This window comes from Mycobacterium lacus, from assembly GCF_010731535.1.
Taxonomy (GTDB): domain Bacteria; phylum Actinomycetota; class Actinomycetes; order Mycobacteriales; family Mycobacteriaceae; genus Mycobacterium; species Mycobacterium lacus.
This window is the reverse complement of sequence record NZ_AP022581.1, coordinates 3,394,322-3,421,314: the sequence shown is the minus strand read 5'-3', so window position 1 is coordinate 3,421,314 and position 26,993 is coordinate 3,394,322. Positions and strand designations below refer to the sequence as shown.

At 67.0% G+C, this 26,993-nt stretch carries 25 protein-coding genes; 10 read left to right on the top strand and 15 right to left on the bottom strand.

The features are described from left to right. Window positions 1–57: 57 nt before the first annotated feature. A complete protein-coding gene (gene pcrA, locus G6N24_RS15705; RefSeq protein WP_085161680.1) occupies window positions 58–2,373 on the top strand; it encodes a DNA helicase PcrA in 2,316 nt (771 codons plus the stop codon). A 72-nt stretch (window positions 2,374–2,445) separates the two neighbouring features. Here the strand turns inward: pcrA and G6N24_RS15700 are convergent, their stop codons facing one another. Together G6N24_RS15700 and G6N24_RS15695 are read right to left on the bottom strand one after the other, a co-directional pair. Next, window positions 2,446–3,009 carry a hypothetical protein gene (locus G6N24_RS15700; RefSeq protein ID WP_169716092.1) on the bottom strand — a complete coding sequence of 188 codons (564 nt, stop codon included), beginning with the start codon at window positions 3,007–3,009 and terminating at the stop codon, window positions 2,446–2,448. 4 nt (window positions 3,010–3,013) lie between these two features. Continuing rightward, window positions 3,014–4,060, bottom strand: coding sequence for a M23 family metallopeptidase (locus G6N24_RS15695; protein WP_232070584.1), 1,047 nt, complete (start codon window positions 4,058–4,060; stop codon window positions 3,014–3,016). Between the two features lie 274 nt (window positions 4,061–4,334). Here G6N24_RS15695 and sucC point away from each other — a divergent pair, with 274 nt between their 5' ends. Further along, window positions 4,335–5,498, top strand: coding sequence for an ADP-forming succinate--CoA ligase subunit beta (gene sucC, locus G6N24_RS15690; RefSeq protein ID WP_085161678.1), 1,164 nt, complete (start codon window positions 4,335–4,337; stop codon window positions 5,496–5,498). Between the two features lie 18 nt (window positions 5,499–5,516). Beyond that, window positions 5,517–6,419 carry a succinate--CoA ligase subunit alpha gene (gene sucD, locus G6N24_RS15685; protein ID WP_085161677.1) on the top strand — a complete coding sequence of 301 codons (903 nt, stop codon included), beginning with the start codon at window positions 5,517–5,519 and terminating at the stop codon, window positions 6,417–6,419. A gap of 62 nt (window positions 6,420–6,481) precedes the next feature. Here sucD and G6N24_RS15680 read toward each other — a convergent pair whose 3' ends face one another. Continuing rightward, on the bottom strand, window positions 6,482–7,330 hold the full coding sequence (locus G6N24_RS15680) for an LLM class F420-dependent oxidoreductase (RefSeq protein ID WP_085161676.1): 849 nt from the start codon (window positions 7,328–7,330) through the stop codon (window positions 6,482–6,484). Window positions 7,331–7,492: 162 nt separating this feature from the next. Here G6N24_RS15680 and G6N24_RS15675 point away from each other — a divergent pair, with 162 nt between their 5' ends. The 7 genes from G6N24_RS15675 (at window position 7,493) to G6N24_RS15645 (ending at window position 15,900) form a co-directional block, all read left to right on the top strand. Further along, window positions 7,493–8,407, top strand: a complete 915-nt coding sequence (locus G6N24_RS15675) for a DUF5336 domain-containing protein (protein WP_085161675.1) — start codon at window positions 7,493–7,495, stop codon at window positions 8,405–8,407. 51 nt (window positions 8,408–8,458) lie between these two features. After that, on the top strand, window positions 8,459–9,781 hold the full coding sequence (locus G6N24_RS15670) for a cell division protein PerM (RefSeq protein ID WP_085161695.1): 1,323 nt from the start codon (window positions 8,459–8,461) through the stop codon (window positions 9,779–9,781). Between the two features lie 91 nt (window positions 9,782–9,872). Continuing rightward, window positions 9,873–10,502, top strand: a complete 630-nt coding sequence (gene purN / locus G6N24_RS15665; RefSeq protein ID WP_085161674.1) for a phosphoribosylglycinamide formyltransferase — start codon at window positions 9,873–9,875, stop codon at window positions 10,500–10,502. Then, window positions 10,499–12,070 carry a bifunctional phosphoribosylaminoimidazolecarboxamide formyltransferase/IMP cyclohydrolase gene (gene purH / locus G6N24_RS15660; protein ID WP_085161673.1) on the top strand — a complete coding sequence of 524 codons (1,572 nt, stop codon included), beginning with the start codon at window positions 10,499–10,501 and terminating at the stop codon, window positions 12,068–12,070. The genes purN and purH overlap by 4 nt, the downstream gene beginning before the upstream one ends. 97 nt (window positions 12,071–12,167) lie before the next feature. Then, a complete protein-coding gene (locus G6N24_RS15655) occupies window positions 12,168–13,553 on the top strand; it encodes a sigma 54-interacting transcriptional regulator (RefSeq protein WP_085161672.1) in 1,386 nt (461 codons plus the stop codon). Further along, entirely contained in the window at window positions 13,546–15,522 is a 1,977-nt protein-coding gene (locus G6N24_RS15650) for a vWA domain-containing protein (protein WP_085161671.1), read from the top strand. The genes G6N24_RS15655 and G6N24_RS15650 overlap by 8 nt, the downstream gene beginning before the upstream one ends. A gap of 36 nt (window positions 15,523–15,558) precedes the next feature. Beyond that, window positions 15,559–15,900: a hypothetical protein gene (locus tag G6N24_RS15645; protein WP_085161694.1), complete on the top strand. Its 342-nt coding sequence runs from the start codon at window positions 15,559–15,561 to the stop codon at window positions 15,898–15,900. A gap of 22 nt (window positions 15,901–15,922) precedes the next feature. Here the strand turns inward: G6N24_RS15645 and G6N24_RS15640 are convergent, their stop codons facing one another. The 12 genes from G6N24_RS15640 to G6N24_RS15585 form a co-directional block, all read right to left on the bottom strand. Next, entirely contained in the window at window positions 15,923–16,594 is a 672-nt protein-coding gene (locus G6N24_RS15640) for an LppA family lipoprotein (protein WP_085161670.1), read from the bottom strand. Next, window positions 16,591–18,288: an alpha/beta hydrolase gene (locus G6N24_RS15635; protein ID WP_163745535.1), complete on the bottom strand. Its 1,698-nt coding sequence runs from the start codon at window positions 18,286–18,288 to the stop codon at window positions 16,591–16,593. Before G6N24_RS15635 ends, G6N24_RS15640 begins: the two co-directional genes overlap by 4 nt. Next, entirely contained in the window at window positions 18,285–18,425 is a 141-nt protein-coding gene (locus tag G6N24_RS15630; RefSeq protein WP_163745534.1) for a hypothetical protein, read from the bottom strand. The genes G6N24_RS15635 and G6N24_RS15630 overlap by 4 nt, the downstream gene beginning before the upstream one ends. 193 nt (window positions 18,426–18,618) lie before the next feature. Next, window positions 18,619–18,798, bottom strand: coding sequence for a hypothetical protein (locus G6N24_RS15625; RefSeq protein ID WP_085163059.1), 180 nt, complete (start codon window positions 18,796–18,798; stop codon window positions 18,619–18,621). Continuing rightward, a complete protein-coding gene (locus G6N24_RS15620) occupies window positions 18,798–19,466 on the bottom strand; it encodes an LppA family lipoprotein (protein ID WP_085163060.1) in 669 nt (222 codons plus the stop codon). The genes G6N24_RS15625 and G6N24_RS15620 overlap by 1 nt, the downstream gene beginning before the upstream one ends. Then, the gene (locus G6N24_RS15615) at window positions 19,466–20,137 is read right to left on the bottom strand and encodes an LppA family lipoprotein (RefSeq protein WP_085163061.1); all 672 of its coding nucleotides are present in this window, start codon (window positions 20,135–20,137) and stop codon (window positions 19,466–19,468) included. The genes G6N24_RS15620 and G6N24_RS15615 overlap by 1 nt, the downstream gene beginning before the upstream one ends. Beyond that, window positions 20,134–21,834, bottom strand: coding sequence for an alpha/beta hydrolase family protein (locus G6N24_RS15610; RefSeq protein WP_163745533.1), 1,701 nt, complete (start codon window positions 21,832–21,834; stop codon window positions 20,134–20,136). Before G6N24_RS15610 ends, G6N24_RS15615 begins: the two co-directional genes overlap by 4 nt. Beyond that, on the bottom strand, window positions 21,831–22,163 hold the full coding sequence (locus G6N24_RS15605) for a hypothetical protein (RefSeq protein WP_139822593.1): 333 nt from the start codon (window positions 22,161–22,163) through the stop codon (window positions 21,831–21,833). The genes G6N24_RS15610 and G6N24_RS15605 overlap by 4 nt, the downstream gene beginning before the upstream one ends. Window positions 22,164–22,250: 87 nt before the next feature. After that, entirely contained in the window at window positions 22,251–22,853 is a 603-nt protein-coding gene (locus tag G6N24_RS15600) for a DUF1707 SHOCT-like domain-containing protein (RefSeq protein ID WP_085162622.1), read from the bottom strand. A gap of 68 nt (window positions 22,854–22,921) precedes the next feature. Further along, complete coding sequence (locus G6N24_RS15595; protein WP_085162621.1) at window positions 22,922–23,821, bottom strand: enoyl-CoA hydratase family protein; 900 nt, start codon at window positions 23,819–23,821, stop codon at window positions 22,922–22,924. Between the two features lie 16 nt (window positions 23,822–23,837). After that, window positions 23,838–25,004 carry an acyl-CoA dehydrogenase family protein gene (locus tag G6N24_RS15590; protein WP_085162620.1) on the bottom strand — a complete coding sequence of 389 codons (1,167 nt, stop codon included), beginning with the start codon at window positions 25,002–25,004 and terminating at the stop codon, window positions 23,838–23,840. Further along, window positions 25,001–26,992, bottom strand: coding sequence for an acetyl/propionyl/methylcrotonyl-CoA carboxylase subunit alpha (locus tag G6N24_RS15585; protein WP_085162619.1), 1,992 nt, complete (start codon window positions 26,990–26,992; stop codon window positions 25,001–25,003). The genes G6N24_RS15590 and G6N24_RS15585 overlap by 4 nt, the downstream gene beginning before the upstream one ends. Window position 26,993 lies beyond the last annotated feature (1 nt).

Genomic DNA, 26,993 nt, shown 5'->3' with positions numbered 1-26,993 from the left:
TAGCGGCGTGACCGCCCGAGCCGAGTCGTCGGCGGGCGGCGGTAGGTTAGGACCGACATGAGTGTGCACGCGCCCGATGCAAAGCCTGACACCGATCGACTGCTCGACGGCCTCAACGCCCAGCAGCGCCTTGCGGTGGTGCATGAGGGTTCGCCGCTGCTGATCGTGGCCGGCGCGGGCTCAGGCAAGACGGCGGTGCTGACCCGGCGGATCGCGTACCTGATCGCGTCCCGCGGCGTCGGGGTCGGTCAGATTTTGGCCATCACCTTCACCAACAAGGCCGCCGCCGAGATGCGCGAACGCGTGGTGGGGCTGGTCGGCGAGCGGGCCCGGTACATGTGGGTGTCCACGTTTCACTCCACCTGCGTGCGCATCCTGCGCAACCAGGCTTCGTTGATCGAAGGCCTCAACTCCAACTTCTCGATCTACGATGCCGACGATTCGCGGCGGTTACTGCAGATGGTCGGCCGCGACATGGGCCTGGACATCAAGCGGTATTCGCCGCGGCTGCTGGCCCACGCGATATCCAATCTGAAGAACGAATTGATCGACCCCGATCGGGCGGTGGCCGACCTGTCGGATGACTCCGACGACCTGGCGCGCACCGTTGCCAGCGTCTACGGCGAATACCAGCGACGGCTGCGGGCGGCCAACGCGCTCGACTTCGACGACCTCATCGGCGAGACCGTGGCGGTGCTGCAGACGTTCCCGCAGATCGCCCAGCACTACCGGCGCCGGTTCCGGCATGTTCTGGTCGACGAATACCAGGACACCAACCACGCGCAGTACGTGCTGGTGCGCGAATTGGTGGGTCGCGACACCGAAGACGACGTGCCGCCGGCCCAGTTGTGCGTCGTCGGCGATGCCGACCAGTCGATCTATGCGTTCCGGGGTGCCACCATTCGCAACATCGAAGACTTCGAACGCGACTATCCGGACGCCAAAACGATTCTGCTGGAACAGAATTACCGCTCCACACAGAACATCCTGTCGGCGGCCAACTCGGTGATCGCACGCAACGCCGGGCGGCGCGAGAAGCGGCTGTGGACCGACGCCGGTGCCGGCGAGCTGATCGTCGGCTACGTCGCCGACAACGAGCACGACGAGGCCAGGTTCGTCGCCGAAGAGATCGACGCGCTCGCCGCGCGCGGTGAGATCACCTACAACGACGTGGCCGTCTTCTACCGCACCAACAATTCGTCTCGGTCGCTGGAAGAGGTGTTCATCCGCGCCGGGATTCCCTACAAAGTCGTTGGGGGAGTGCGCTTCTACGAGCGCAAGGAGATTCGCGACATCGTCGCGTACCTGCGGGTCCTGGACAACCCCGGCGACGCCGTCAGCATGCGGCGCATCCTCAACACGCCTAGGCGCGGCATCGGCGACCGCGCCGAGGCGTGTGTGGCGGTGTACGCCGAAAACACCGGCTCCAGCTTCGCCGACGCACTTGTGGCCGCGGCCGACGGCAAGGTGCCGATGCTGAACACCCGCGCGGAGAAGGCGATCGCGGGCTTCGTCGAGTTGCTCGACGACCTGCGGGGCCGCCTCGACGACGATCTCGGCGAGTTGGTCGAGGCGGTGCTGGAACGCAGCGGATACCGCTGGGAGCTGGAGTCCTCCACCGATCCGCAGGAGCTGGCCCGGCTGGACAACCTCAACGAACTCGTCAGCGTCGCACACGAATTCAGTACCGACCAGGCTCTTCTTGCCAGCGAAGCCGCCGACCTGGCGGCCGAAGACGAAGACGTTCCGGACACCGGTGCGCTGGCGGCGTTTCTGGAAAGGGTCTCCCTGGTCACCGACACCGACGAAATCCCGGACCATAGCGCCGGCGTCGTCACGCTGATGACGTTGCACACCGCCAAGGGCCTGGAGTTCCCGGTCGTCTTCGTCATCGGCTGGGAGGACGGGATGTTTCCGCACATGCGGGCGCTCGACGATCCCGCGGAGCTCTCCGAGGAGCGGCGGCTGGCCTACGTCGGCATCACCCGTGCCCGGCAACGGCTCTACGTGAGCAGGGCCATCGTCCGGTCGTCCTGGGGACAACCGATGCTCAACCCGGAGTCACGATTCTTGCGGGAGATCCCTCAGGAGCTCATCGATTGGCGGCGCACCGCGCCCGCGCCGTCGTACAGCGCACCGGTGAGCGGCGCCGGCCGGTTCGGTGCCCCGCGCCCGTCGCCGACTCGCTCGGGAGCGAGCAAGCGCCCGCTGCTGGTGCTGCAGCCCGGCGATCGGGTGACCCACGACAAGTACGGCCTGGGCCGCGTCGAGGAAGTTTCCGGTGTCGGCGAATCGGCGATGTCGCTGATCGACTTCGGCAGTTCCGGGCGGGTGAAGCTGATGCACAACCACGCCCCGGTGGCCAAGCTGTAGCGTCGGTGCGCCCAGCGTGCACTGGCCGCGAAAAATTCGCGCGAATTCTTCGCAGCCAGTGCACGTTCGGCGCTAGTTGCCCCGGAACAGCCAGCGCCTGGTCTGGGGGTGCAGCGCCAGCGCGGCGCTGGCGACCGGCAGCAGCGGAAGCGTGTGCACGATCCACGCGACGCGCGCCCCCGCGATGAACACGCCACCGTAGGTCAGCACCGCGACCACCGCGCCCGTCGCGATGAGGTAGCGCCCGAGCGGCCGCCGAAGCAGCAGCATGATCACGCCCGAGACGGTGGCAATCGCAAAGACCAGGGCGAGGAACCCGACCGCGATGCAGAACAGGCGGTCGCTGCGCCACCAGCCGGCGATCAAGTCGGTGGCCACCACCGACGTGGCCCACCCGCTGACGATGCTGATCGCGCCCGCGGCGACGGCCGTCCGGGCGCTCGGCTCACCCGGCGCAGCGCCCGTCGGCCCTGCGTTGCGGCCCGCGCCGGCGGGCAGCCGGGTGGTCTCGGCAGGTGTTATCGGGGGCAGCGGTCCGGTGGGTGCTCGCCGGATGATCCGGGTCGGTGGCTCGTGGGGCGACGCGGCGGGATCGGGCGGGTTGGCGGGCGCAGGGGGGTCGTTCGGCGCGGCCACCAGGTCAACCGGCGTAATTGCCGACGTAAAGCCCTCGTTTGGCGAGCCATGGCACGGGGTCAATGCGCTCGGCGCCGCCCTGCAGCACCTCGAAATGCAGATGCGGCCCGGTGGAATTCCCCCGGTTTCCCATGGTGGCTATCTGGTCGCCCGCCATCACCCGCTGGCCGACGCTGACCAATGTGGTGTTGACGTGGCCATAGAGCGTGACCGTGCCGTCGGCGTGACGCAGCTTGACCAACATTCCGTACCCGGCGGCGGGACCCGCGTCGATCACCACACCGTCGGACACGGCATAGATCGGAGTCCCGATCGCGTTGGCGAGGTCGATACCGGCGTGTAGCACGCCCCAGCGATACCCGAAATTGGAGGTGAATATGCCTCTCGCCGGCATGACGTAGAGCGGCTGCTGCAGGCGCGCCTCGCGCTGGGCGCGCTCCTGGGCAAACGCCACCCCCTTGGCCAGCTCCGCGTTGTGTGCCGCGACGTTCGCGTCCGGCTGGGCGGCGATGACCTGGACGCCCCGCGGTGCGTTGGCACCCGCCCCCCCGGTGAGCGCCGACGCGTTTGCAGTCAACACGGTCTCGGCCATGGTGGTGTCGGAATGGTCGGCATGAGCCGTCGCCGTATGCGCGGCGGCGGCTGCCGCGCCGGCGGCCATTGCCGAGATCAGCAGGCGGCCCTTGGCCGCGCTGGTCGGCTGCTTGCGGTGTTGCCCGCCGCGCCGGGGCTCCCAGGTGTCGAGCTCCGCGGTCACGCACGCCAGCTCGTCGGTCGGTGCGCACAGCCATTCGGGGCCCAGGTTGTCGGCGGCGTGCAGGTCGTCGAGCTCTGGTGCCAATAACAGGCGCGCCTCGATGTCGGCGTATTCGTCGAAAGCCGGGCCGAAATCCAGTTCGTCGAGGTCTGCGAAATCCAGATCGTCTAGCTCGTCAAATCCATCGAGCGGAATGATCTCGGTGATTTCATTGCGATGATGGGGGACCCAACGATCACGAGGCGCGCGCGCCGCCGTCGCGGCAGAAAAACGGGCGAAACGGTGCTGGGACAACCTAAAATGTCCTCGGATCGTGACCATAACGTTATCTGGACCCTGAGACGGTATCCGCAAACGCTGGTGGCTGGCAACCTCAGCCCGAGATCCCGGCCCTTATTGTGAGTCGGATCACGTTTCGGCTTGGTCAATGGCCGGTGGCCTGCGCCACATCGGTGGATGCGGGCGCGGAACCCATCTGGCTTGTCGATACAGTTCGTCCGTGCGAGTTGCCGATCCGGCACCGCCCATCCGGAGGCCGAGCAGTAAGCCGAGCGAAGACAGTGAGCCCATGGACCTTTTCGAGTACCAAGCCAAGGAATTATTCGCCAAGCACAACGTACCCAGCACACCCGGTCGGGTGACCGATAGCGCCGAGGGCGCCAAGGCCATCGCCACCGAGATCGGTCGCCCGGTGATGGTCAAGGCGCAGGTCAAGATCGGCGGCCGCGGCAAGGCCGGTGGCGTCAAATACGCCGCCACCCCCGAAGACGCTTACGAGCACGCCAAGAACATCCTCGGCCTGGACATCAAGGGTCACATCGTCAAGAAACTGTTGGTCGCCGAGGCCAGCGATATCGCCGAGGAGTACTACTGCTCCTTCCTGCTCGACAGGGCCAACCGCACGTACCTGGCCATGTGCTCGGTCGAGGGTGGCATGGACATCGAAGAGGTGGCCGCCACCAAGCCCGACCGGCTGGCCAAGGTTCCGGTGGACGCCGTCAAGGGTGTTGACCTGGCGGCCGCGCGTTCCATCGCCGAACAGGGCCACCTGCCGGCCGAGGTGCTCGACGCCGCCGCGGTCACCATCGCCAAGCTGTGGGAGCTCTTCGTCGCCGAGGACGCCACCCTGGTCGAGGTCAACCCGTTGGTGCGCACACCCGACGATCAGATCCTGGCGCTGGACGCCAAGATCACCCTGGACGCCAACGCCGACTTCCGTCACCCCGAGCACGCCGAGTTCGAGGATCGCGCGGCGACCGATCCGCTGGAGTTGAAGGCCAAGGAGCACGACCTCAACTACGTCAAGCTCGACGGCCAGGTCGGGATCATCGGCAACGGCGCGGGTCTGGTGATGTCCACCCTCGACGTCGTCGCGTATGCCGGCGAGAACCACGGTGGGGTGAAGCCGGCCAACTTTCTCGACATCGGTGGCGGCGCCTCCGCTGAGGTGATGGCCGCCGGGCTCGATGTCGTGCTCAACGACGCGCAGGTCAAATGCGTGTTCGTCAACGTCTTCGGTGGCATCACCTCGTGCGACGCCGTAGCCACCGGAATCGTCAAGGCGCTTCAGATCCTGGGCGACGAGGCCGACAAGCCGTTGGTGGTACGGCTCGACGGCAACAACGTCGAGGAAGGCCGGCGCATCCTGGCCGAGGCCAACCATCCGCTGGTGACGCTGGTGCCGACGATGGACGAGGCCGCGGACAAGGCCGCCGAGCTGGCGAGTGCCTGAGATAAGGAGAGCTGACCCATGTCGATCTTTCTGAACAAGGACAACAAGGTCATCGTCCAGGGCATCACCGGCAGCGAGGCCACCGTCCACACCGCACGAATGCTCAAGGCGGGCACGCAAATCGTTGGCGGTGTGAACGCACGCAAGGCGGGCACCACCGTCACGCATGAGGACAAGGGCGGCAGGATCATCAAGCTGCCGGTGTTCGGCGGCGTCACGGAGGCGATGGAGAAGACCGGCGCCGACGTGTCGATCATCTTCGTGCCGCCGAGGTTCGCCAAGGACGCCATCGTCGAGGCGATCGACGCCGAGATCCCGCTGCTGGTCGTCATCACCGAGGGAATTCCGGTGCAGGACACGGCATACGCCTGGGCCTACAACCTGGCGAAGGGCGGCAAGACCCGCATCATCGGCCCGAACTGCCCGGGCATCATCACCCCGGGCGAATCGCTGGTGGGCATCACCCCGGCCAACATCACCGGGTCCGGGCCGGTCGGGCTGGTGTCCAAGTCCGGCACCCTGACCTACCAGATGATGTTCGAGCTGCGCGATTTCGGATTCTCCACCTCCATCGGCATCGGCGGTGACCCCGTGATCGGCACCACCCACATCGACGCCATCGAGGCATTCGAGAAGGATCCCGACTCCAAGCTCATCGTGATGATCGGTGAGATTGGCGGCGACGCCGAAGAACGCGCGGCGGACTTCATCAAGACCAACGTGTCCAAGCCGGTCGTCGGCTACGTCGCGGGATTCACCGCGCCGGAGGGCAAGACGATGGGCCACGCGGGTGCGATCGTGTCCGGCTCCTCGGGGACCGCGGCCGCCAAGAAGGAAGCCCTGGAGGCGGCGGGCGTCAAGGTTGGCAAGACGCCGTCGGAGACGGCGGCGCTGGCCCGGAAGATCCTGCGCACCTTGTAACGCGAGTAGCCGCAAAAGCACCCATTTCGAGACGAAAATGGGTGCTTTTGCGTCTTGTCGCGCTAAACCGCGGCGGCCAGTTTGCCGGCCAACCGCTCCACGTAGGCGGCGACCTCGTCGTCGGAACGGTCCGGCAGCCCGAAGAGCACTTCGGTCACTCCGAGCTCGGCCCAACGCGCCAGCTTCTCGGGCACCGGTTTGAGGTCCAGCGCCACGATCTGCGGGGCCCCATCCCGGCCGGCGGCCGCCCAGATGTCCTGCAACAGCCTCACCGGCTCGTCGATATCGACGTCGCGCGGAGTGGTGATCCAGCCGTCGGCGCTGCGCGCGATCCACGTGAAGTTCTTCTCGGTGCCGGCGGCGCCCAGCAGGACCGGAATGTGCGGCTGCACCGGCTTGGGCCAGGCCCAGCTGGGCCCGAACTTGACGAACTCGCCGTCGTACGCGGCCTCCTCCTGCGTCCATAACGCCCGCATGGCTTCGAGGTACTCGCGCAACATGGTGCGGCGGCGCCCCGGGGGCACGCCGTGGTCGGTGAGTTCGTCAATGTTCCAGCCGAACCCGACGCCCAGGCTTACCCGGCCCCCCGACAGATGGTCCAGCGTGGCAATGCTTTTCGCGAGCGTGATCGGGTCATGCTCCACCGGCAGCGCCACCGCGGTCGACAGCCGGACCCGGGATGTCACTGCGCACGCCGCACCCAGGCTGACCCAGGGGTCGAGCATGCGCAGGTAGCGGTCGTCGGGCAGCGACGCGTCACCCGTCGTCGGGTGCGCAGCTTCGCGTTTGACCGGGATGTGGGTGTGTTCGGGCACGTAAAACGTGCGGAAGCCGTGGTCGTCGGCGAGCTTGGCGGCTGCCGCCGGGGTGATGCCGCGGTCGCTGGTGAACAGCACAAGCCCGTAATCCATGTACAGGATTAGAACGTGTTCTACCTGTGTTGGGCAAGCGGATCCGGCGCCAAGCAGGTCGCCCCGGCGCAGGCACACGAGCGTGCGCTAGCGTGGTTGAACGAATCGCCTGGGACCAGAGCGTCGCATTGCAGCAGTGGCGCCGATGCAATAGGAGGAGCCATGACCTACTCGGCCGGTAGTCCCGGATATCCACCCGCGCAGCCCGTCGGCTCTTACCCAGGCGCCACACCGTCGTTCGCCAAGACCGACGACACCGAAAGCAAGCTGCCGTTGTACCTGACCAGCGCGGTGGTGGCCTTCGGACTGGCGATCTATCTCTTGAATTTCGGCCCGACGTTCACCCTCAGCGCCGACCTGGGTTCGGCCGGCGGTGGGCGCGCGGGTGACGGCGGCATTGCGGTCGCGATTGCTGTGCTCGCCGCGCTGTTGGCCGGGTTGAGCTTGGTGCCCAAGGCGAAAAGCAACCTGGGCGTAGTCGCCGCGATCGCGGTGCTCGGGACGCTGCTGGTGATTTCCGAGATGATTAACACGCCCGGCGGCGTCGCGATTGGCTGGGCGCTGTGGCCCCTGCTTGCTTGCAGCGTGCTGCAGGCGATCGCAGCCGTCGCCGCGGTTCTGCTGGAGGCGGGCGTCATCACCGCGCCGGCGCCGCGGCCGAAGTACGACCCGTACGGCCAATATGGGCAATACGGCCAGTACGGCCAGCAGCCGCCCGGCGGGTACTACGGTCAGCCGAGCGCACAGCGGCAGTCGCCACAGTACGGGTCGCAGTACGGCGGTTATCCCTCGAGCCAGGCCCCGACCCAGAACGCGATCCCGACCCAGTCCACCGGCGGATTCCCCGCCCAGTCCCAGGCGCAGTCGGCTCCCCAGCCGGCAGCGGAGCAAGGGCCGTCCACGCCACCCACCGGCTTTCCCAGCTTCGGCCCGCCGCCACCGGTCAGCGCGGGAACAGGGTCACAGGCTGGTTCGGCGCCGGTCAATTACTCAAATCCCCCCGGGGGCCAGCACTCCCACGGGCAGGGCCAGCAGTCGCCGTCGACATCGTCTGGATCCGGGTCGGCGCCGGTCTAACCGGGCGCTCTCGCGCCTAGTCGGACACGTGCGCGAAGAGTAACGCGGGTGGTGGAGGACAATCGGACAGGCGCCCGTCAGGCGCGAGACCTGGTCAGGGTCGCGTTCGGCCCGGCTGTGGTGGCACTTGGCATCATCGCCGCGGTCACCCTGTTGCAGTTGCTGATCGCCAACAGCGACATGACGGGTGCGCTGGGCGCGATTGCCAGCATGTGGCTCGGCGTGCATCAGGTGCCGATCTCGATCGGTGGCCGCGAACTGGGCGTGCTGCCGCTGTTGCCGGTCCTGCTGATGGTGTGGGGCACGGCGCGCAGCACGGCGCGCACCACCTCCCCGCACACGTCGTGGCTGGTCGTCCGTTGGGTTGTCGCGTCGGCGCTGGGCGGGCCCCTGCTGATCTCGGCCATCGCGCTGGCGGTCATCCATGACGCGTCGTCGGTCATCACCGAGCTGCAGACTCCGAGCGCCCTGCGCGCGTTCACCGGCGTGCTGGCGGTGCATGCCATCGGCGCCGCGATCGGGGTGTGTTCGCGGGTGGGGCGACGGGCCTTGGCGGCTTCGCCCCTGCCGGATTGGCTGGGCGACTCGGTACGTGCCGGCGCCGCGGGGGTGTTGGCATTGGTGGGGCTCTCCGGCCTGGTGACGGCGGGGTCGCTGGTTGTGCACTGGGCGACGATGCAGGAGCTCTACGGGATCACCGATTCGATATTCGGTCAGTTCAGCCTGACCGTGCTGTCGGTGCTCTACGCGCCCAACGTCATCGTCGGCACCTCGGCGGTCGCGGTCGGGTCCAGCGCACACATTGGCTTCGCGACGTTCAGCTCGTTCGCCGTTTTCGGCGGTGACATCCCGGCATTGCCGGTCCTGGCCGCGGCCCCCACGCCGCCGCTCGGGCCGGCGTGGGTCGCGCTGCTGATCGTCGGCGCGTCATCGGGGGTGGCGGTGGGGCAGCAATGCGCTCGGCGTGCGCTGCCGTTTCTTCCGGCGATGGGCAAGCTGCTATCCGCGGCGATGGGCGGGGCATTGGCGATGGCACTGCTCGGCTATGCCGCGGGCGGCCGGCTCGGCAACTTCGGCGACGTCGGGGTGGACCCGGGCACATTCGTGGGCGGTGTGTTCTTCTGGTTCGCGGCCGTCGGCGGGGCCACGGTGTTGATGGCCGGCGGGATCAGTCGGCGCCCCAAACGGGCCAAGCCCGCGCCCGCGCCGTCGGCCGTGGAACCAGCGTTGCTCGCCGACGCCGACGAGCTGCCCGCCGACTCGGATGACCAAGTCCCACTTGGCGACGACGACATTGCCGTCGCTGGCGACCCCGACGCCGACGAGCCGCCCCCGTCGGCACCCGACGAACCGCCGGAGGCCAGTCCGCGCTGACGGTGTCGAGGCTGCGCCGGGAAAGGCGACACGCCCGACGGGCCCCACACTGGACGCAGGGTCGACGCCGCGGCCTGACTAGGCTCGCGATGTGGCCGAACCGCTCCATGTACCCCCCAGTGCGCCGGCGCGGGTCGTGGTGCTGGCATCGGGCACCGGTTCACTGTTGAACTCACTGATCGACGCCGCCGTGGGCGACTACCCGGCCCGGGTGGTTGCCGTCGGCGTGGATCGCGACTGCCGCGCCGCGCAGATCGCGGCGAGGGCGTCGGTGCCGGCTTTCACCGTCCGGCTCGCCGACTACCCGAGCCGCGATGCGTGGGACGCGGCGATCACCGAGGCCGTCGCCGCGCACACGCCTGACCTGATCGTGTCCGCGGGATTTATGAAAATCCTTGGTCCACAATTTCTTTCACGCTTCTACGGGCGCACGCTCAATACCCATCCGGCGCTGCTACCGGCTTTCCCCGGCGCGCATGGAGTGGCCGAAGCGTTGGCCTACGGTGTGAAGGTCACCGGCACCACGGTGCACCTGGTGGATGCCGGAACCGACACCGGGCCGATACTGGCGCAGCAAGCTGTTCCGGTGCTCGACGGCGACGACGAAGCGACATTGCATGAACGCATCAAGATCACGGAACGGCGGCTGTTGGTGGACGTGGTAGCCGCTATCGCAACCGGCGGCATGACGGTGGTGGGACGAAAGGCGACCATAGGATGAGCGGCGACGACGCAAGAAGGCCGATCCGGCGCGCGCTGATCAGCGTGTACGACAAGACCGGGCTGGTCGAGCTGGCCCAGGGACTGCATGCGGCCGGCGTCGACATCGTCTCTACCGGATCAACGGCGAAGACCATTGCCGACAAGGGGATTCCGGTGACACCCGTGGAGGAGGTGACCGGGTTCCCCGAGGTGCTCGACGGCCGGGTCAAGACGCTGCACCCGCACGTGCATGCCGGGCTGCTGGCGGACCTGCGCAAGCCCGAGCACGCGGCCGCGCTCGAGCGGCTCGGGATCGCGGCCTTCGAACTGGTCGTGGTCAATTTGTATCCGTTCAGCCAGACCGTCGAATCCGGCGCGGGCGTCGACGAATGCGTCGAACAGATCGACATCGGGGGGCCTTCGATGGTGCGGGCGGCGGCGAAAAACCACCCCAGCGTGGCGGTGGTCACCGACCCGCTCGGCTACGACGGAGTGCTCGCCGCGGTGCGCAGCGGCGGATTTACGCTCGCCGAGCGTAAAAGGCTGGCGGCGCTGGCGTTTCAGCACACCGCGGAGTACGACATCGCCGTCGCAAGCTGGATGGAGTCGACGCTGGCACCCGAACATCCCCCGGCCGCGTTCCCCAAGTGGTTCGCCGGCAACTGGCGCCGCTCGGCGATGCTGCGCTACGGCGAGAACCCACACCAGCAGGCCGCGCTCTACACCGACCCCGGCGGCTGGCCGGGCCTGGCGCAGGCCGAACAACTGCACGGAAAAGGCATGTCCTACAACAACTTTACCGACGCAGACGCGGCCTGGCGGGCAGCCTTCGACCACGAACAGATTTGCGTGGCGATCGTCAAGCACGCGAACCCGTGCGGCATCGCCATCTCGTCGGTTTCGGTCGCGGACGCACATCGCAAGGCCCACGAATGCGACCCGCTGAGCGCCTACGGCGGGGTTATCGCCGCGAACACCGAGGTCAGCCTGGAGATGGCGGAGTACGTGGGCACCATCTTCACCGAAGTGATCGTGGCACCCGCCTACGCGCCCGGCGCCCTCGACGTGCTGAGCCGCAAGAAGAACATCCGCGTGCTGGTGGCCTCCGAGCCGCTGGCCGGTGGCACCGAGCTGCGGCCGATCAGCGGGGGACTGCTGATGCAGCAACGCGACCAGCTCGACGCGCACGGCGACAATCCGGCGAATTGGACCCTGGCGACCGGATCGCCGGCCGGCCCGGCGACCCTGACCGACCTGGTCTTCGCCTGGCGCGCCTGCCGCGCGGTCAAGTCCAACGCGATCGTGATCGTCGCCGACGGCGCCACCATTGGCGTCGGGATGGGTCAAGTCAACCGGGTCGACGCCGCGCGGTTGGCGGTCGAACGCGGCGGCGACCGGGTCCGGGGCGCCGTCGCGGCCTCCGATGCGTTCTTCCCGTTCCCCGACGGATTGGAAACGCTGACCGCGGCCGGGGTCACGGCGATAGTGCACCCCGGGGGCTCGGTGCGCGACGACGCGGTGACCGAAGCGGCCGCCAAGGCCGGCGTCACGCTGTATCTCACCGGGGCACGCCACTTCGCCCACTAGCGGTAGCGCGACAGTGAATTCCACGACGCGACACGCGGAAAGCTGCGTCGGGAATTTCACTCTCGTCGCCAGAAGAATGACGGCGTCGTAGCGTGGTGTGGTGACTTCACCGAGCAATCTGCCCCGCACCGTCGGCGAGCTCCGTGCCGCCGGACATCATGAACGGGGGGTCAAGCAGGAAATCCGGGAGAATCTGCTGACCGCGCTGGCCGACGGGGACGAGGTCTGGCCGGGCATCCTCGGCTTCGACGACACCGTGTTACCCCAGGTGGAGCGGGCGCTGATCGCCGGCCACGACTTCGTCCTGCTCGGTGAACGCGGCCAGGGCAAGACCCGGCTGCTGCGCGCGCTGGCCGGGCTGCTCGACGAGTGGACACCGGTGATCGGCGGAGCCGAACTGGGCGAGCACCCGTTCCGGCCGATCACGCCGGAGTCGATCCGGCGGGCCTACGACCTCGGCGACGACCTGCCGGTGGCGTGGAAGCACCGCAGCGAGCGCTACACCGAGAAGCTGGCCACCCCCGACACCAGCGTCGCCGACCTGGTCGGCGACATCGACCCGATCAAGGTCGCCGAGGGCCGCAGCCTCGGGGACCCCGAGACCATCGCCTACGGGCTCATCCCACGCGCGCACCGCGGCATCGTCGCGGTCAATGAGCTGCCCGACCTCGCCGAGCGCATCCAGGTGTCCATGCTCAACGTCATGGAGGAGCGCGACATCCAGGTTCGCGGCTACACGCTGCGCCTGCCGCTGGACGTGTTGGTGGTCGCGTCCGCCAACCCCGAGGACTACACCAACCGCGGCCGCATCATCACGCCGCTCAAAGACCGGTTCGGCGCCGAGATCCGCACCCACTACCCGCTGGAGGTGGAGGCCGAGATGGGTGTTATCGCCCAGGAGGCGCACCTGAGCGCGCAGGTGCCCGACTACCTGATGCAGGTGATCGCGCGGTTTGCCCGTTACCTGCGGGAATCCCGGTCCGTCGATCAGCGGTCGGGGGTGTCGGCACGGTTCGCGATCGCTGCGGCGGAGACGGTCGCGGCCGCGGCCCGGCACCGCGGCGCGGTGCTGGGGGAGACGGATCCGGTGGCCCGGGTGGTCGATCTAGGCACGGTGATCGACGTGCTGCGCGGCAAGCTGGAGTTCGAGTCCGGCGAGGAGGGTCGCGAGCAGGCCGTGCTCGAGCATCTGTTGCGCCGCGCCACCGCCGATACCGCGTCGCGAGTTCTCGGCGGCCTCGACGTCGGCTCGTTGGTGGCCGCCGTCGAGGGCGGTTCCGCGGTGACGACGGGCGAGCGGGTGTCGGCCAAGGACGTGCTGGCGGCGGTTCCGGGGCTGCCGGTCGTGGACAGGATCGCGCGAAAGCTGGGCGCCGAATCGGAGGGGGAGCGCGCCGCGGCGCTGGAGCTCGCGTTGGAGGCGCTGTATCTCGCGAAACGTATCGACAAGGTGTCCGGGGAGGGCCAAACCGTCTATGGGTAAAGGGCACTCGTCGCGCTACTCGGCGTACACCGGCGGGCCCGACCCGCTGGCGCCGCCGGTGGACCTGCGCGAGGCCCTCGAACAGATCGGCCAGGACGTCATGGCGGGCGCCTCGCCCCGGCGAGCCTTGTCGGAGTTGCTGCGGCGCGGCACCAAGAACATGACCGGGGCCGACCGGTTGGCCGCGGAGGCGAACCGCCGCCGACGGGAGTTGTTGCGCCGCAACAATTTAGACGGCACCCTGCAGGAGATCAAGAAGCTGCTCGACGAGGCGGTGCTGGCCGAACGCAAGGAACTGGCCCGCGCGTTGGACGACGACGCCCGCTTCTCCGAGTTGCAACTGGATGCGCTTCCGCCGTCGCCGGCCAAGGCCGTTCAGGAACTCTCCGACTACAACTGGCGCAGCGGCAAGGCCCGCGAAAAGTATGAGCAGATCCGGGATTTGCTCGGCCGCGAGATGCTCGACCAACGCTTTGCCGGCATGAAGCAGGCGCTTTCACGCGCCACCGACGAGGACCGCCGGCGCGTCCACGAGATGCTCGACGACCTCAACGACCTGCTGGACAAGCACGCCCGCGGCGAAGACACCCAGCGGGATTTTCAAGCCTTCATGGACAAGCATGGCGAGTTCTTCCCGGAGAACCCGCGCAATGTCGAGGAGCTGCTGGATTCACTGGCCAAGCGGGCCGCCGCGGCGCAGCGGTTCCGCAACAGCCTCAGCCAGGAGCAGCGCGACGAACTGGATGCGTTGGCGCAGCAGGCATTTGGATCGCCTTCGCTGATGCGGGCGTTGGGCCGGCTCGATGCGCATCTGCAGGCCGCGCGTCCGGGTGAGGATTGGACGGGCTCTCAGCAGTTCTCCGGCGACAATCCGTTCGGCATGGGCGAAGGTACCCAGGCGTTGGCCGATATCGGTGAGTTGGAGCAGCTGGCCGAGCAGCTGTCGCAAAGCTATCCGGGTGCCACCATGGACGATGTCGACCTGGACGCGCTGGCCCGCCAGCTCGGCGACCGGGCCGCCATAGACGCCCGAACACTCGCCGAATTGGAACGCGCGCTGGTCAATCAGGGTTTCCTGGATCGTGGTTCCGACGGCCAGTGGCGACTCTCACCAAAGGCCATGCGCAGGCTCGGCGAGACCGCGTTACGCGATGTGGTGCAACAGCTTTCCGGACGCCGCGGCGAGCGTGACCATCGGCGTGCCGGGGCCGCCGGCGAGCTGACCGGCGCCACCCGGCCCTGGCAGTTCGGCGACACCGAGCCGTGGCACATCTCCCGCACGCTGACCAATGCGGCACTGCGGCAGGCGGGAACCGGGACCATCGACGGCCCGCTGCGGATCACCGTCGACGACGTCGAGGTTTCCGAGACCGAGACGCGCACCCAGGCCGCGGTGGCATTGCTGGTGGACACCTCGTTTTCGATGGTGATGGAGAATCGCTGGCTGCCGATGAAGCGCACGGCGCTGGCGCTCAACCACCTGGTGTGCACCCGGTTCCGCTCGGATGCCTTGCAGATCATCGCGTTTGGCCGCTACGCGCGCACGATGACGGCCGCCGAGCTGACGGGTTTGGAGGGCGTCTACGAGCAAGGCACCAACCTGCATCACGCGCTGGCGCTGGCGGGCCGTCACCTGCGCCGACACCCCAGCGCGCAGCCCGTCGTGCTGGTGGTGACCGACGGTGAGCCGACCGCACACCTGGAAGACGTTGACGGCGATGGCTCGGCCGTGTTCTTTGACTACCCGCCGCACCCGCGGACCATCGCCCACACCGTGCGCGGGTTCGACGACATGGCCCGGCTGGGTGCGCAAGTGACGATCTTCCGGCTGGGCAGCGATCCCGGCCTGGCCCGGTTCATCGACCAGGTTGCCCGACGGGTCGAGGGACGCGTCGTGGTGCCCGATCTTGACGGCCTGGGAGCGGCCGTGGTGGGTGACTACCTGCGGTCGCGTCGGCGTCGCCGTTAGTTCGGTATGAGGCAAGATCGCACCATGCCTGTCAACATGCCCCGCAGATGGGCGGTTTCATCCGCGGTGACGGTCGCCTGGAACATCGTCGGCTACCTGCTCTATGTCGGGCTGGTTCTGGTCGGCGGGTTTGAGGTCTGGTTCTCGTTGTTCTTCGCGATGGCCACTGATGGTTGTCACGACTCAGCTTGCGACGCAAGCTATCACGTGTGGCCGGCCATGATCACCACGTGGATCGGGGTTGGCGCGGTCTTGCTGACCACCTTGGTGGTCATGGTCCGTAACTCGTCGCGAGGCAACGTCGTGATCGGCTGGCCTTTCGTCGGGCTGCTGGCCCTCGGCTTTGTCTACGTGGCCGCCGATGCGGTCTTGCACTGACCGATCCCGGGGTTGTGCGTCGTCAATAGGCGTCGCGGGTTCGGCCGCCGGGTGACCCGTACAGGTATGGGTAGTGCACATCGGGATCGTTCGGGGGCCGCATGTCCAGTGGTGGCGGCGCAGTCCGCCAGGCAGCCGGAAGATGACAGCCGGTGTCGAAGGAGTAGTTCAAGGGGCTGCCGTTTTCACCATTGACGAGGTCGATCAACGTGCCGTCATCGCGAATTTGAGAGTCATTTGAAGAGCCCAGCGGCAGCGGTGGATCACCGCCCGCGGAGTTGTTCAGCCGGAAACCCGCCGCCTTAAACACCGGCGCAAGCTCGCTGACGATTTGTAGCCACTGCCCTTGAGTTGGCGCGGGTTCACCGAAAAATAGGTCGCTTTCTTCTTGCTCACCGATGGTACGGCTGAACGGGTCCTTGCAGCCGCCTGGCGGATGCCCCAGCTTGAGGCTTGAGAACTGGGTCTGTGGCGAGTATTTGGCGATTGTTGCTCGAATGGTGGCGTCCAGGTTGGCGAGTTGCTGCTGGACTGTCTCCAGATCGGGTCGTTGGTTGACGATCTTCTGTAGACGGTCCAATTCGTCGCGTCCGGGGTTGGCGTAAGGGTCGAAGGTATTGGGTTTGATGCAGCTGGTGATCAGCAGGGTAACGCTGAGCATTCCGGCAGCCAACAAACGGTGTGTTCGCCTCATTCGTGGTGCAGGGGGATCGGAGGGGGTATTTCATACGGGCCGGACCCGCCGGGCAGCCTGTCTACGCCGGTAGCGCGGGGTGTGATGAGGTCGTCGGGCAGTCCGGCCAGCACGACGGCCATGTTGTAGCCACTCATCCGCAGTTCTCCGTTGCTACCCATCCGTGCGTATTCGGAATGGCCGTAGGCCCGCTCGTGAAGTTGACCGTCCCCATACTCACCGCCTAGGACCACTCCGGTGCTGGTCGACAGTTCAGTCATTCCGGGTAGATCCTGTGGGGCGGCGCCGAATGCGCCGAAATCGGGGATGATATCGGACACGTGGTCGTTGACGCCGATCATGTAGTAGGCATGTCCGGGTTGAACGCCCAGCTGCGTGACGTTGGTGAGCTCGGTGCCCGGGGAACCGTACAGCACGACGTCGCTCACCGGTGCGCCTTGCTGCAACGCCAGGCTGGTTACAAGCGACCCGTAGGAATGCCCGAACGCGGTGATGTGGTGGTCTGGGGCATTGGTGGTGGCGGCCAGTCCCTTGTAGAAGCTGTTCAGTGGGCCCGCGGCGTCGCGTGCGAGCCAGTCATGTGTCACGTCTTTCAGACTGTCCGGCGCGTCATACCCCAACCATGCAATGGACGCCACCGCATCGGGGTTCGGGACGTGAGCCTGGCCGCGCAGCAGGCTCGCTTCTCGCCGTTGGGCTTGCGCTTCGCTAACCATTTCCTTGACGCTGGCGCTGACCCGGGTGTTCAGGCCGCCCACGGTGACGCCGACGCGTTCGGCGTTGTCGACGTCACCAACTCCCACCGCTGCCAACACTTTACGGGGATTGCTGGCGGTGTCCAACAAGATCAGGCTGGCCCCTTTGTTAGCCGGATCTGACAGCGTCCGTTGCAACGCCTGTAAGTCCGCCAGCTTCTCGGTGTCGGTGTGCCAGACTCCGTTGCCGTCTAACCACCCGTTTTGCAGCCGGGCGAGTTCGCGTTGCAGCACGGGCATATTGAGGTCGTTGCGCACGCCGGTCGGGATGCCGTCGCGGTTGCGCAGGGCGTTGGGGAACCACTGCTTGACCCGATCCTGCTGACCCGGGGTCAGCGAATGCCACTGGCTCACCTCCTGAGGATCGCTGCCCGGTGGCGGCATCTGCGGCATCTTGGGTGGCTGGTGGCCGAGTTGAGCGTTGACCTGCTCGGGCGACAGATCCCCGTCGGCGCCCCGAATAGCCGCGGCCAGATCCTCGTCTGCGGTCTGGGCGTCAGCCAAGAGCCGCTTGAGGCTTTCGGTCAGCCTGATCGCGGTATTGAGGATGGCCTGCTGATCGGCTGGTGAGTACGACGACAAGTCGGGCGGCGGCAACGCCGCTGCGGTCGCGTCGTCGATCCTCAGGCGGTAAGCCCGAGCGGTGTCGCGGATTCCCTGCAGCCGCAACTTGATCGCAGTGACCTCCTCGGCCGCCCTTTCGGCGGCCCGCGCGACCGCCTCGCAGGCGTCGGCATGGTTGTCGAGAATCACCGTCGTGTGCTGCGTCGCCGCACGAGCCGCATCGGCGGCCGCACCGCCAAAGTCGAGTAGCCGCATGGTCTCGCGAAGCGCCGCCGATGCGGTGCGGGTGCCATGGGCGCGATTGATCGCCGCCTGGAACACCGTCCTGATCGCCGCGGGATCCCAGCGTTCAATGTCGGCCAGCGTCAACGTCACGTGGTCAGTCGGCTTTCACCGCCGGCGGCCTCACCCACCTCTTTCAGAGCCGCGGCGTTGCGCTCCTCCAGTTGTGCGAACCCGACTTGCCCGCCTGGGGACAGGTCTTCGGGAATCGCCCGCAACGTCTCCGCCACACCAACTCGCTTTCATACCAACCGAACTGTCGGGGAAGTATCGCACGCGACCATATGTCGGGCCAATCGCGTCCGCGGCTGGTGTATAGGTTGAACGTTGTCGGCTTGAGGCACTCGGCGACAACAAGCGTTACTGCAGCCGGGTGTTTCCATGGTAGTTCGTCCAAATGCTTCGCCAGTTCGGCCACCGGGGTCAGCTTTCACGTGCCGCCGATATCTCGGGTCGTTCGTTGACGATCTTCTGCAGCCGGTCCAACTCGTGGCGTCCTGGGTTGGCATAAGGGCCGAATGTTGTCGGCTTAACACAACCGGCGAGCAGCACGCCGACACCGAGCAGCGCGGCAGCCAGGTGGTTGGATCGTGGGCAGTCCATCAGTACGCGTCGCGGGTTCGTCCGCCGGGTGACCCGTACAGGTATGGGTAGTGCACATCGGGATCGTTGGCCGGGCGCATGTCCAGTGGTGGCGGCGCAGTCCGCCAGGCAGCCGGAAGATGACAGCCGGTGTCGAAGGAGTAGTCCAGTAGATGCCCGTGGTTGACCAGATCGATCAAGGCACCGTCCTCCCGAATTTGAGAGTAATTCGGGGAACCCAGCGGGAGCGGGGGGTCACCAGGTACGGAGTTGTTGGGCCGGAAGCCCGCTGCCTTGAATACGGGTGCGAGTTCGGTCACGATTTGCAGCCATTGCTCGTCGGTGGGTGCCGGTTCGCCAAAGAAATGATCGCTTTCCTCCTGCTTACGGATGGTGCGGGTGAACGGGTCTTTGCATCCGTTAGTCGGATGGATGATCGCGGTGCTTGAGAACTGGGTCTGTGGCGAGTATTTGGCGATTGTTGCTCGAATGGTGGCGTCCAGGTTGGCGAGTTGCTGCTCGACTGTCTCCAGATCGGGTCGTTGGTTGACGATCTTCTGTAGGCGGTCCAATTCGTCGCGTCCGGGGTTGGCGTAAGGGTCGAATGTTGTCGGCTTAACACAACCGGCGAGCAGCACGCCGACACCGAGCAGCGCGGCAGCCAGGTGGGTGGATCGTGGGCAATCCATCAGTACGCGTCGCGTGTTCGTCCGCCGGGTGACCCGTACAGGTATGGGTAGTGCACATCGGGATCGTTGGGCGGGCGCATGTCTGGTGGTGGCGGCGCGGTACGCCAGGCGGCCGGAAGGTGACAGCCGGTGTCATAGGAGTAAGCCAATGGGCCACTGGCGTCGCCGTTGACCAGCTCGATCGTTGAGCCGTCATCGCGGATTTGAGAGTCGTTGGGTGCGCCTAGCGGCAACGGGGGCTCCCCGGGTGCGGAGTTGTTGGGCCGAAAGTTCGCCGCCCTGAAAACCGGTGCTAGCTCGGCGACGATCTGCAGCCATTGCTCGGGAGTGGGCGCCGGCCGGCCAAAGAACACGTCGCTTTTGACCTGTCGACCAATTGTGCGGTTGAACGGGGCGTTGCAGCCGCCCGCCGGATGGCCGGTCGCAAGGCTTGAGAACTGAGTGTGTGGCGAATATTTCGCGATTTCGGCTCGGATGGTTGCTTCGAGATTGGCGAGTTGACTTTCGACGGTCTCCAAATCCGGCCGCTGGTTGACGATCTTCTGCAGCCGGTCTAATTCGTTGCGTCCTGGGTTCGCATATGGGTCCAAGGTCGTCGGTTTCATGCACCCGGCGAGCAGCGTAGCGATGCCGAGCAACGAGGCGGGCAGAATGCGGAATTCTCGCCTCACGGGTGATAGTCCGGGTTGGGTATTGGCAATCCGAACGGGCCGGGCCCACTGGGAATCGTCGGAGGCGGCAGAATCGGTGGTTCGATTAGGTCTTCGGGCAGTCCTGCCAGCACGGCAGCCATGTTGTAGCCGCTCATCCGAAGTTGATTATTGTTCCCATCACGCGCGTACTCAGAGTGGCCGTAGGCTCGCTCGTGAAGCAGGCCATCGCCCAATAGCGGGCCTGGCGCCACGCCGGTATTGACCGATAGTTGGGTCATGCCAGGCACGTCCTGTGGGGCGGCACCGAATGCACCGAAATCGGGGATGATATCGGACACGTGGTCGTTGACGCCGATCATGTAGTAGGCGTGCCCGGGTTGAACGCCCAGCTGCGTGACGTTGGTCAGCTCGGTGCCCGGCGAGCCGTACAGCACGACGTCGCTCACCGGTGCGCCTTGCTGCAACGCCAAACTGGTTACAAGCGACCCGTAGGAATGCCCGAAAGCCGTGATGTGCTGATCCGGGGCATTCGCGGTGGCGGCCAGTCCCTTGTAGAAGCTGTTCAGTGGGCCTGCGGCGTCGCGTGCGAGCCAGTCATGCGTCACGTCCTTCAGACTGTCGGGTGCGTCATACCCCAGCCACGCGATGGAAGCGACCGCCTCAGGATTCGCTACCTCGGCTCGCCCCCTCAGCTCGACTGCCTTGCCGCGTTGGGCTTGCGCTTCCCTCACCATATCCCCGACGCTGGAGCTCACCCGGGTGTTCAGGCCGCCCACGGTGACGCCGACGCGTTCGGCGTTGTCGACGTCACCAACTCCTATCGCTGCCAACACTTTACGGGGATTGCTGGCGGTGTCCAACAAGATCAGGCTGGCCCCTTTGTTAGCCGGATCTGACAGCGTCCGTTGCAACGCCTGTAAGTCCGCCAGCTTCTCGGTGTCGGTGTGCCAGACTCCGTTGCCGTCTAACCACCCGTTTTGCAGCCGGGCGAGTTCGCGTTGCAGCACGGGCATATTGAGGTCGTTGCGCACGCCGGTCGGGATGCCGTCGCGGTTGCGCAGGGCGTTGGGGAACCACTGCTTGACCCGATCCTGCTGACCCGGGGTCAGCGAATGCCACCACTGGCTCACCTCCTGAGGATCGCTGCCCGGTGGCGGCATCTGCGGCATCTTGGGTGGCTGGTGGCCGAGTTGAGCGTTGACCTGCTCGGGCGACAGATCCCCGTCGGCGCCCCGAATAGCCGCGGCCAGATCCTCGTCTGCGGTCTGGGCGTCAGCCAAGAGCCGCTTGAGGCTTTCGGTCAGCCTGATCGCGGTATTGAGGATGGCCTGCTGATCGGCTGGTGAGTACGACGACAAGTCGGGCGGCGGCAACGCCGTTGCGGTCGCGTCGTCGATCCTCAGGCGGTAAGCCCGAGCGGTGTCGCGGATTCCCTGCAGCCGCAACTTGATCGCAGTGACCTCCTCGGCCGCCCTTTCGGCGGCCCGCGCGACCGCCTCGCAGGCGTCGGCATGGTTGTCGAGAATCACCGTCGTGTGCTGCGTCGCCGCACGAGCCGCATCGGCGGCCGCACCGCCAAAGTCGAGTAGCCGCATGGTCTCGCGAAGCGCCGCCGATGCGGTGCGGGTGCCATGGGCGCGATTGATCGCCGCCTGGAACACCGTCCTGATCGCCGCGGGATCCCAGCGTTCAATGTCGGCCAGCGTCAACGTCACGTGGTCAGTCGGCTTTCACCGCCGACGGCCTCACCCACCTCTTTCAGAGCCGCGGCGTTGCGCTCCTCCAGTTGTGCGAACCCGACTGCGGCCAGATGCATGCCACAGGAATGCTCACCGATACGCTCCGCGTGGGCGGCGCTGGCCATGAACCAGCTGTCAAGCAATCCCGACAGCGCGCCCGCCGACGAGCCGACCCACCCCGACTGCGCGCCTTCGGCCGCACCGTGGCAGGAGTGCTGCAAAGCCAGCAACGACTCACCGTGGTTGGCCAGCTGATAGCCCACCTGGTAGAGGGCTTCCGGAATCGCCCGCACTGTTTCCGCCATACCAGATCCTCGCCTTCACGTGCGTTCGGCGAAGTATGGCACACGATCACATGGCGGACCATTCAGCCGCAGCGACCTGACCAGCGATTACTTTCGGGGCCTGCGGGCCTTGCGCTTGATACCCACGCCGCCCCATAGCGAGAAGCCGCGGATCTTCACCCTTGGCGCGCCCGGCGTGCCTTCGCCCACGATCTCGCGGTCGAAGCCACCCATCACACCGCGGCCGTGTATCTCCACGTTGACTTCGGGCGGCAGCAGGATGGTCTGCATGCCCATGATCGAGTACGCATGGATGTCAACCTCGGTAGAGGTGAAGTCCGCGTAGCGCAGATCCAGCACCCCGCTGCCCCACAACGTGAGCGTGGTGAGCTTCTTCGGCACGTTCCATCGACCGCGTCGCTCGAACCCACTCATGAGAGCCAGCAGCAGCGTGGACGGCGCCGGATTGCAGCTGCCGCCCCTGCGCGGACTGACTGGCGAAACCGGGAGGTCCGCCCGCAGCCGGTCCAGCTCTTGGTACGTTGTCGCCGCATAAGCCCTGGTCAAGCGGTCTTCGTAATCGTTGAGTTCGAGGCGGCCCTGCTCGGCCGCGTAGGCCAGCAGCTGCGCAAGTTGGATGCGATCGGTGTCGGCCGCGCGCGACGATTCCCCGCGTGCCTCCCCCGCATCACGTTGCGCCGAGTTGCTCATCACCCACGAGCGTACGACGTGAAGATTTTGCTGCAAGAGGGGTTGGCCAAACCGCAACCTACGACCAGCTACCCCTCAGCCGGCGCCCAGCTGGGAGCACGCTTCTGCAAGAACGCAAGCATGCCTTCGCGGGCTTCGTCGGAGACGAACAGCCGCGCCGACTCTTCGGCAAGCCGTTCGGCGTCGCGGTCGAAGCCTTCGAGTACCGCGGCCGTGGTGAGCGCCTTCGACGCGGCGAGGCCCTGCGGCGAACCCAGGCCGACCTCGGCGACCAGCGATGCCACGGCGGCGTCGACGTCATCGACGGCCATGGTGATCAATCCGATCGCCGCGGCTTCGCCGGCGTCGAATTTCTCGCCGGTGAGGTAATAGCGTGCCGCGGCCCGCGCGGTCATCTTCGGCAGCAACGTCAACGAGATGATCGCCGGAGCGACGCCGATGCGGGCCTCGGTCAGCGCGAAGGTGCTGCGCGGACCGGCGACCGCGATGTCGCACGCACCGACCAGGCCGAACCCGCCGGCCCGGACATGCCCATTGATCGCGGCGATCACCGGCAGCGGAGACTCGACGATGGCGCGCATCAGCGCGGCCATTTCGCGCGCCCGCGCCACCGCCATGTCGTACACCGATGGCGGCGACCCGCTTCGACCGGCTGCGCCGCCCTCGCGATCGCCACGAGGCGCCGATGGTGGCGACCCGCTTCGACCGGCTGCGCCGCCCTCGCGATCGCCACTAGGCTCGCCGCCGGCGGCCTGGCCCAGATCCGCTCCGGCACAGAAGGTGCCGCCGGTGTGCCCGAGCACCACGACCCGCACCGCCGGGTCCGCGGCCGCGTCCCGCAGCCCCTGGTGCAGTTGGTTGACCAGCGCGGCAGAAAGCGCGTTGCGGTTGTGGGGGGAGTTCAGCGTCAGCCGGGCGAGCGGGCCTCCGCAGTCGGCCGGGCCGGCATATTCGACAACCCGTTCCATCAGTAGGACCGGGTCATCAGTAGGACCGGGGCAGACCCAGCGATGTCTGCGCCACGAAGTTGAGTACCATCTCGCGACTGATCGGCGCGATCCGCGCCAGCCGGGCCGAGGTCATCATGGCGGCCACGCCGTATTCCTTGGTCAGCCCGTTGCCACCCATCGACTGCACGGCCTGGTCGACCGCGCGCGACGACGCCTCGGCGGCAGCGTATTTCGCCATATTGGCGGCCTCGGCGGCGCCGGCGTCGTCGCCGTGGTCGTAGAGCGTCGCGGCCTTTTGCGTCATCAGCTTGGCGAGTTCGATCTCAATGTGGCACTGCGCCAACGGATGTGCCAGGCCCTGGTGCGCGCCGATCGGGGTGGACCAGACCTTGCGGGTCTTGACGTAGTCGACGGCCCTGCCGAGCGCGAATCGTCCCATCCCGACCGCGCTGGCCGCGCCCATGATCCGCTCCGGGTTCAGGCCGGCGAAAAGCTGTGCGATGGCCGCGTCTTCGGCCCCGACGAGCGCGTCGGCGGGCAGCCGGACGTCGTCGAGGAACACCTGGAACTGGCGTTCGGGACTGACCAGCTCCATCTCGATCGGGGTGTAGGTGAAGCCGGGCGCGTCGGTGGGCACCACGAACAGGGCCGGGCGCAGCTTGCCGGTTTTCGCCTCCTCGGTTCGGCCGACCACCAGCACGGCCTGTGCCTGGTCTATGCCGGAGATGAAGACCTTCTGGCCCTTGATGATCCAGTCGCTGCCGTCGCGGTGCGCGGTCGTGGTGATCTTGTGCGAGTTGGACCCGGCGTCGGGCTCGGTGATGGCGAAGGCCATCGTCAACGAGCCGTCGGCGATGCCGGGCAGCCAGCGCCGCTTCTGCTCGTCGGTGCCGAACTTGGCGATGATGGTGCCGTTGATGGCGGGCGACACCACCATCAGCAGTAGTGCGCTACCCGCGGCGGCCATCTCCTCCATGACCAGCGACAGCTCGTACATTCCGGCGCCGCCGCCGCCATACTCCTCCGGCAGGTTCACTCCGAGAAACCCGAGTTTGCCTGCCTCGGCCCATAACTCGCTGGTGTGTTCGTGAGCTCGCGCCTTCTGCAGGTAATACTCGTAGCCATAATTAGACACCCACTCCGACACCGCCTTGCGCAGGGCCTGGCGTTCCTCGCTTTCGATGAAGCTGGTGTCGGTCATGACGAATCTCCTTCTGCTAGGCCATTTGGGGGCACTTCCACTCGTGCGAGAATGGCGCCGACTTCGACTTGCTGGCCGGCATTGACGTTGAGGTGGGTGAGCACGCCGTCGGACGGGGCGGCAATGGTGTGTTCCATCTTCATCGCCTCCAGCCAGATCAACGGCTGACCCGCGGTAACGGTGTCGCCCACCTGGGCGCCGAGGCGGATGACGGCGCCGGGCATGGGTGCCACCAGGGATCCCTGTTCGACGGCCGAACCCGGCTCGGGAAAGCGGGGCAGCGCGACCAAGTGCACCGGTCCGCGTGCCGAGTCGACGTAGATATCGGCGCCGTGGCCGGCAACCGAGAAGCTGTGGGCCACCCCATCCTCAGCGAGCACGACCTGATCCACGGTGGCCGAGACCAGTTGCACGTTCGGGTCACCGGGCAGTTCCAGTCCGGTTCTCGCGAACCGATATTCGACGCGGTGATCGGTGTCGTTGTCGTCGCGGTAGGTTTTCAGCTGATAGCCCGACGGCAGGTTGCGCCAGCCGCTGGGAATCGAGCCGAAGACCGGGGCGACGGCCCGGTTGTGCGCGGCGTCGGCCAGCGCGGCGGCGATCGCCGACAACCGGATCGTCGTGGCGTCGGCCAGGGGCGCCGACAGCCTCGCCAGGTCGTGCGTGTCGAAAAACGCGGTGTCGGTAGCGCCGTCCAGGAACGCGGGATCACGCAGCAGGTTCACCAAGAGGTCGCGGTTGGTGCGCGGGCCGTGCAGGCGGGCGCGGGCCAGCGCGTCGGCGAGCACCAGCGCCGATTGCCGGCGCGCCGGCGCGTACGAGATGACCTTGGCCAGCATCGGGTCGTAGTGGATCGACACCGTGAACCCGTCGACGATCCCGGAATCCAGCCGGATCCCCGTCCGCCGTCCCAGCGTGCAGAACTGCGCCCGAACCCCCGGCACGTCGATGGTGTGCACCAGGCCGGCCTGCGGCTGCCAGTCGTGCGCGGGGTCCTCGGCATAGAGTCTGGCCTCGATCGAATACCCTTGGGCGGCAGGAGGTTCCGTATTGAGTCGGCCGCCCTCGGCAATCATGAGCTGGAGTTCGACCAGGTCGAGTCCGGTGGTCTCTTCGGTCACTGGGTGCTCGACTTGCAGCCGGGTGTTCATCTCCAGGAAGTAGAACTCGCCGTCCTCATCGGCGAGAAATTCCACCGTGCCGGCGCCGGTGTAGCCGATCGCGGCGGCGGCCAGCCGGGCCGCGTCGAAGAGCTTGGCGCGCATACCGGGTGTGCGTTCGACCAATGGGGACGGGGCCTCTTCGATGATTTTCTGGTGGCGTCGCTGGATCGAGCATTCCCGTTCCCCGACGGCCCACACGGTGCCGTGCGTATCGGCGAGGACCTGAACCTCGACGTGGTGCCCGGCGGGCAGGTAACGCTCGCAGAACACGGTGGGGTCGCCGAACGCGGACTGCGCTTCGCGCCGGGCGGCGGCGACTTCGGCCGGCAGGGCGGACAATTCGCGAACCACCCGCATCCCGCGACCGCCGCCGCCCGCGGAGGCCTTGACCAGTACGGGAAGCTGCGCCTGGGTGACGGCGTCGGGGTCGAGTTCGTCGAGCACCGGAACCCCGGCGGCGGCCATGAGCTTCTTGGACTCGATCTTGGAGCCCATCGCGCGCACCGCATCGACCGGCGGCCCGACCCAGGTTAGGCCCGCCTGCTCGACCGCGGCCGCGAATTCGGGGTTTTCCGAAAGGAATCCGTAGCCGGGGTGCACCGCGTCCGCACCGGCGGCGCGAGCGGCCGCGATGATCGCCTCGGCATTCAGATAGTCGTTGGTTCGCGTCAGCCGCACCCGGGCGTCGGCCTCGGCGACGTACGGCGCACCCGCGTCCGGGTCGGTGTATACAGCGACGGTGCCCAGCGCCAGCCGTCGGCAGGTGGCGAACACCCGCCGGGCGATCTCGCCGCGATTGGCCACCAGGACTCGAGTGATTGACATT

What these genes read in the sequence shown, in the direction of transcription:
- pcrA (WP_085161680.1), top strand. Translation starts at nt 58, where the DNA reads ATGAGTGTGCACGCGCCCGATGCAAAGCCTGACACCGATCGACTGCTC.
- sucC (WP_085161678.1), top strand. Translation starts at nt 4,335, where the DNA reads ATGGACCTTTTCGAGTACCAAGCCAAGGAATTATTCGCCAAGCACAAC.
- sucD (WP_085161677.1), top strand. Translation starts at nt 5,517, where the DNA reads ATGTCGATCTTTCTGAACAAGGACAACAAGGTCATCGTCCAGGGCATC.
- G6N24_RS15680 (WP_085161676.1), bottom strand. Translation starts at nt 7,330, where the DNA reads ATGGATTACGGGCTTGTGCTGTTCACCAGCGACCGCGGCATCACCCCG.
- G6N24_RS15675 (WP_085161675.1), top strand. Translation starts at nt 7,493, where the DNA reads ATGACCTACTCGGCCGGTAGTCCCGGATATCCACCCGCGCAGCCCGTC.
- purH (WP_085161673.1), top strand. Translation starts at nt 10,499, where the DNA reads ATGAGCGGCGACGACGCAAGAAGGCCGATCCGGCGCGCGCTGATCAGC.
- G6N24_RS15650 (WP_085161671.1), top strand. Translation starts at nt 13,546, where the DNA reads ATGGGTAAAGGGCACTCGTCGCGCTACTCGGCGTACACCGGCGGGCCC.
- G6N24_RS15645 (WP_085161694.1), top strand. Translation starts at nt 15,559, where the DNA reads ATGCCCCGCAGATGGGCGGTTTCATCCGCGGTGACGGTCGCCTGGAAC.
- G6N24_RS15640 (WP_085161670.1), bottom strand. Translation starts at nt 16,594, where the DNA reads ATGAGGCGAACACACCGTTTGTTGGCTGCCGGAATGCTCAGCGTTACC.
- G6N24_RS15625 (WP_085163059.1), bottom strand. Translation starts at nt 18,798, where the DNA reads ATGGACTGCCCACGATCCAACCACCTGGCTGCCGCGCTGCTCGGTGTC.
- G6N24_RS15620 (WP_085163060.1), bottom strand. Translation starts at nt 19,466, where the DNA reads ATGGATTGCCCACGATCCACCCACCTGGCTGCCGCGCTGCTCGGTGTC.
- G6N24_RS15605 (WP_139822593.1), bottom strand. Translation starts at nt 22,163, where the DNA reads ATGGCGGAAACAGTGCGGGCGATTCCGGAAGCCCTCTACCAGGTGGGC.
- G6N24_RS15600 (WP_085162622.1), bottom strand. Translation starts at nt 22,853, where the DNA reads ATGAGCAACTCGGCGCAACGTGATGCGGGGGAGGCACGCGGGGAATCG.
- G6N24_RS15595 (WP_085162621.1), bottom strand. Translation starts at nt 23,821, where the DNA reads ATGGAACGGGTTGTCGAATATGCCGGCCCGGCCGACTGCGGAGGCCCG.
- G6N24_RS15590 (WP_085162620.1), bottom strand. Translation starts at nt 25,004, where the DNA reads ATGACCGACACCAGCTTCATCGAAAGCGAGGAACGCCAGGCCCTGCGC.
- G6N24_RS15585 (WP_085162619.1), bottom strand. Translation starts at nt 26,992, where the DNA reads ATGTCAATCACTCGAGTCCTGGTGGCCAATCGCGGCGAGATCGCCCGG.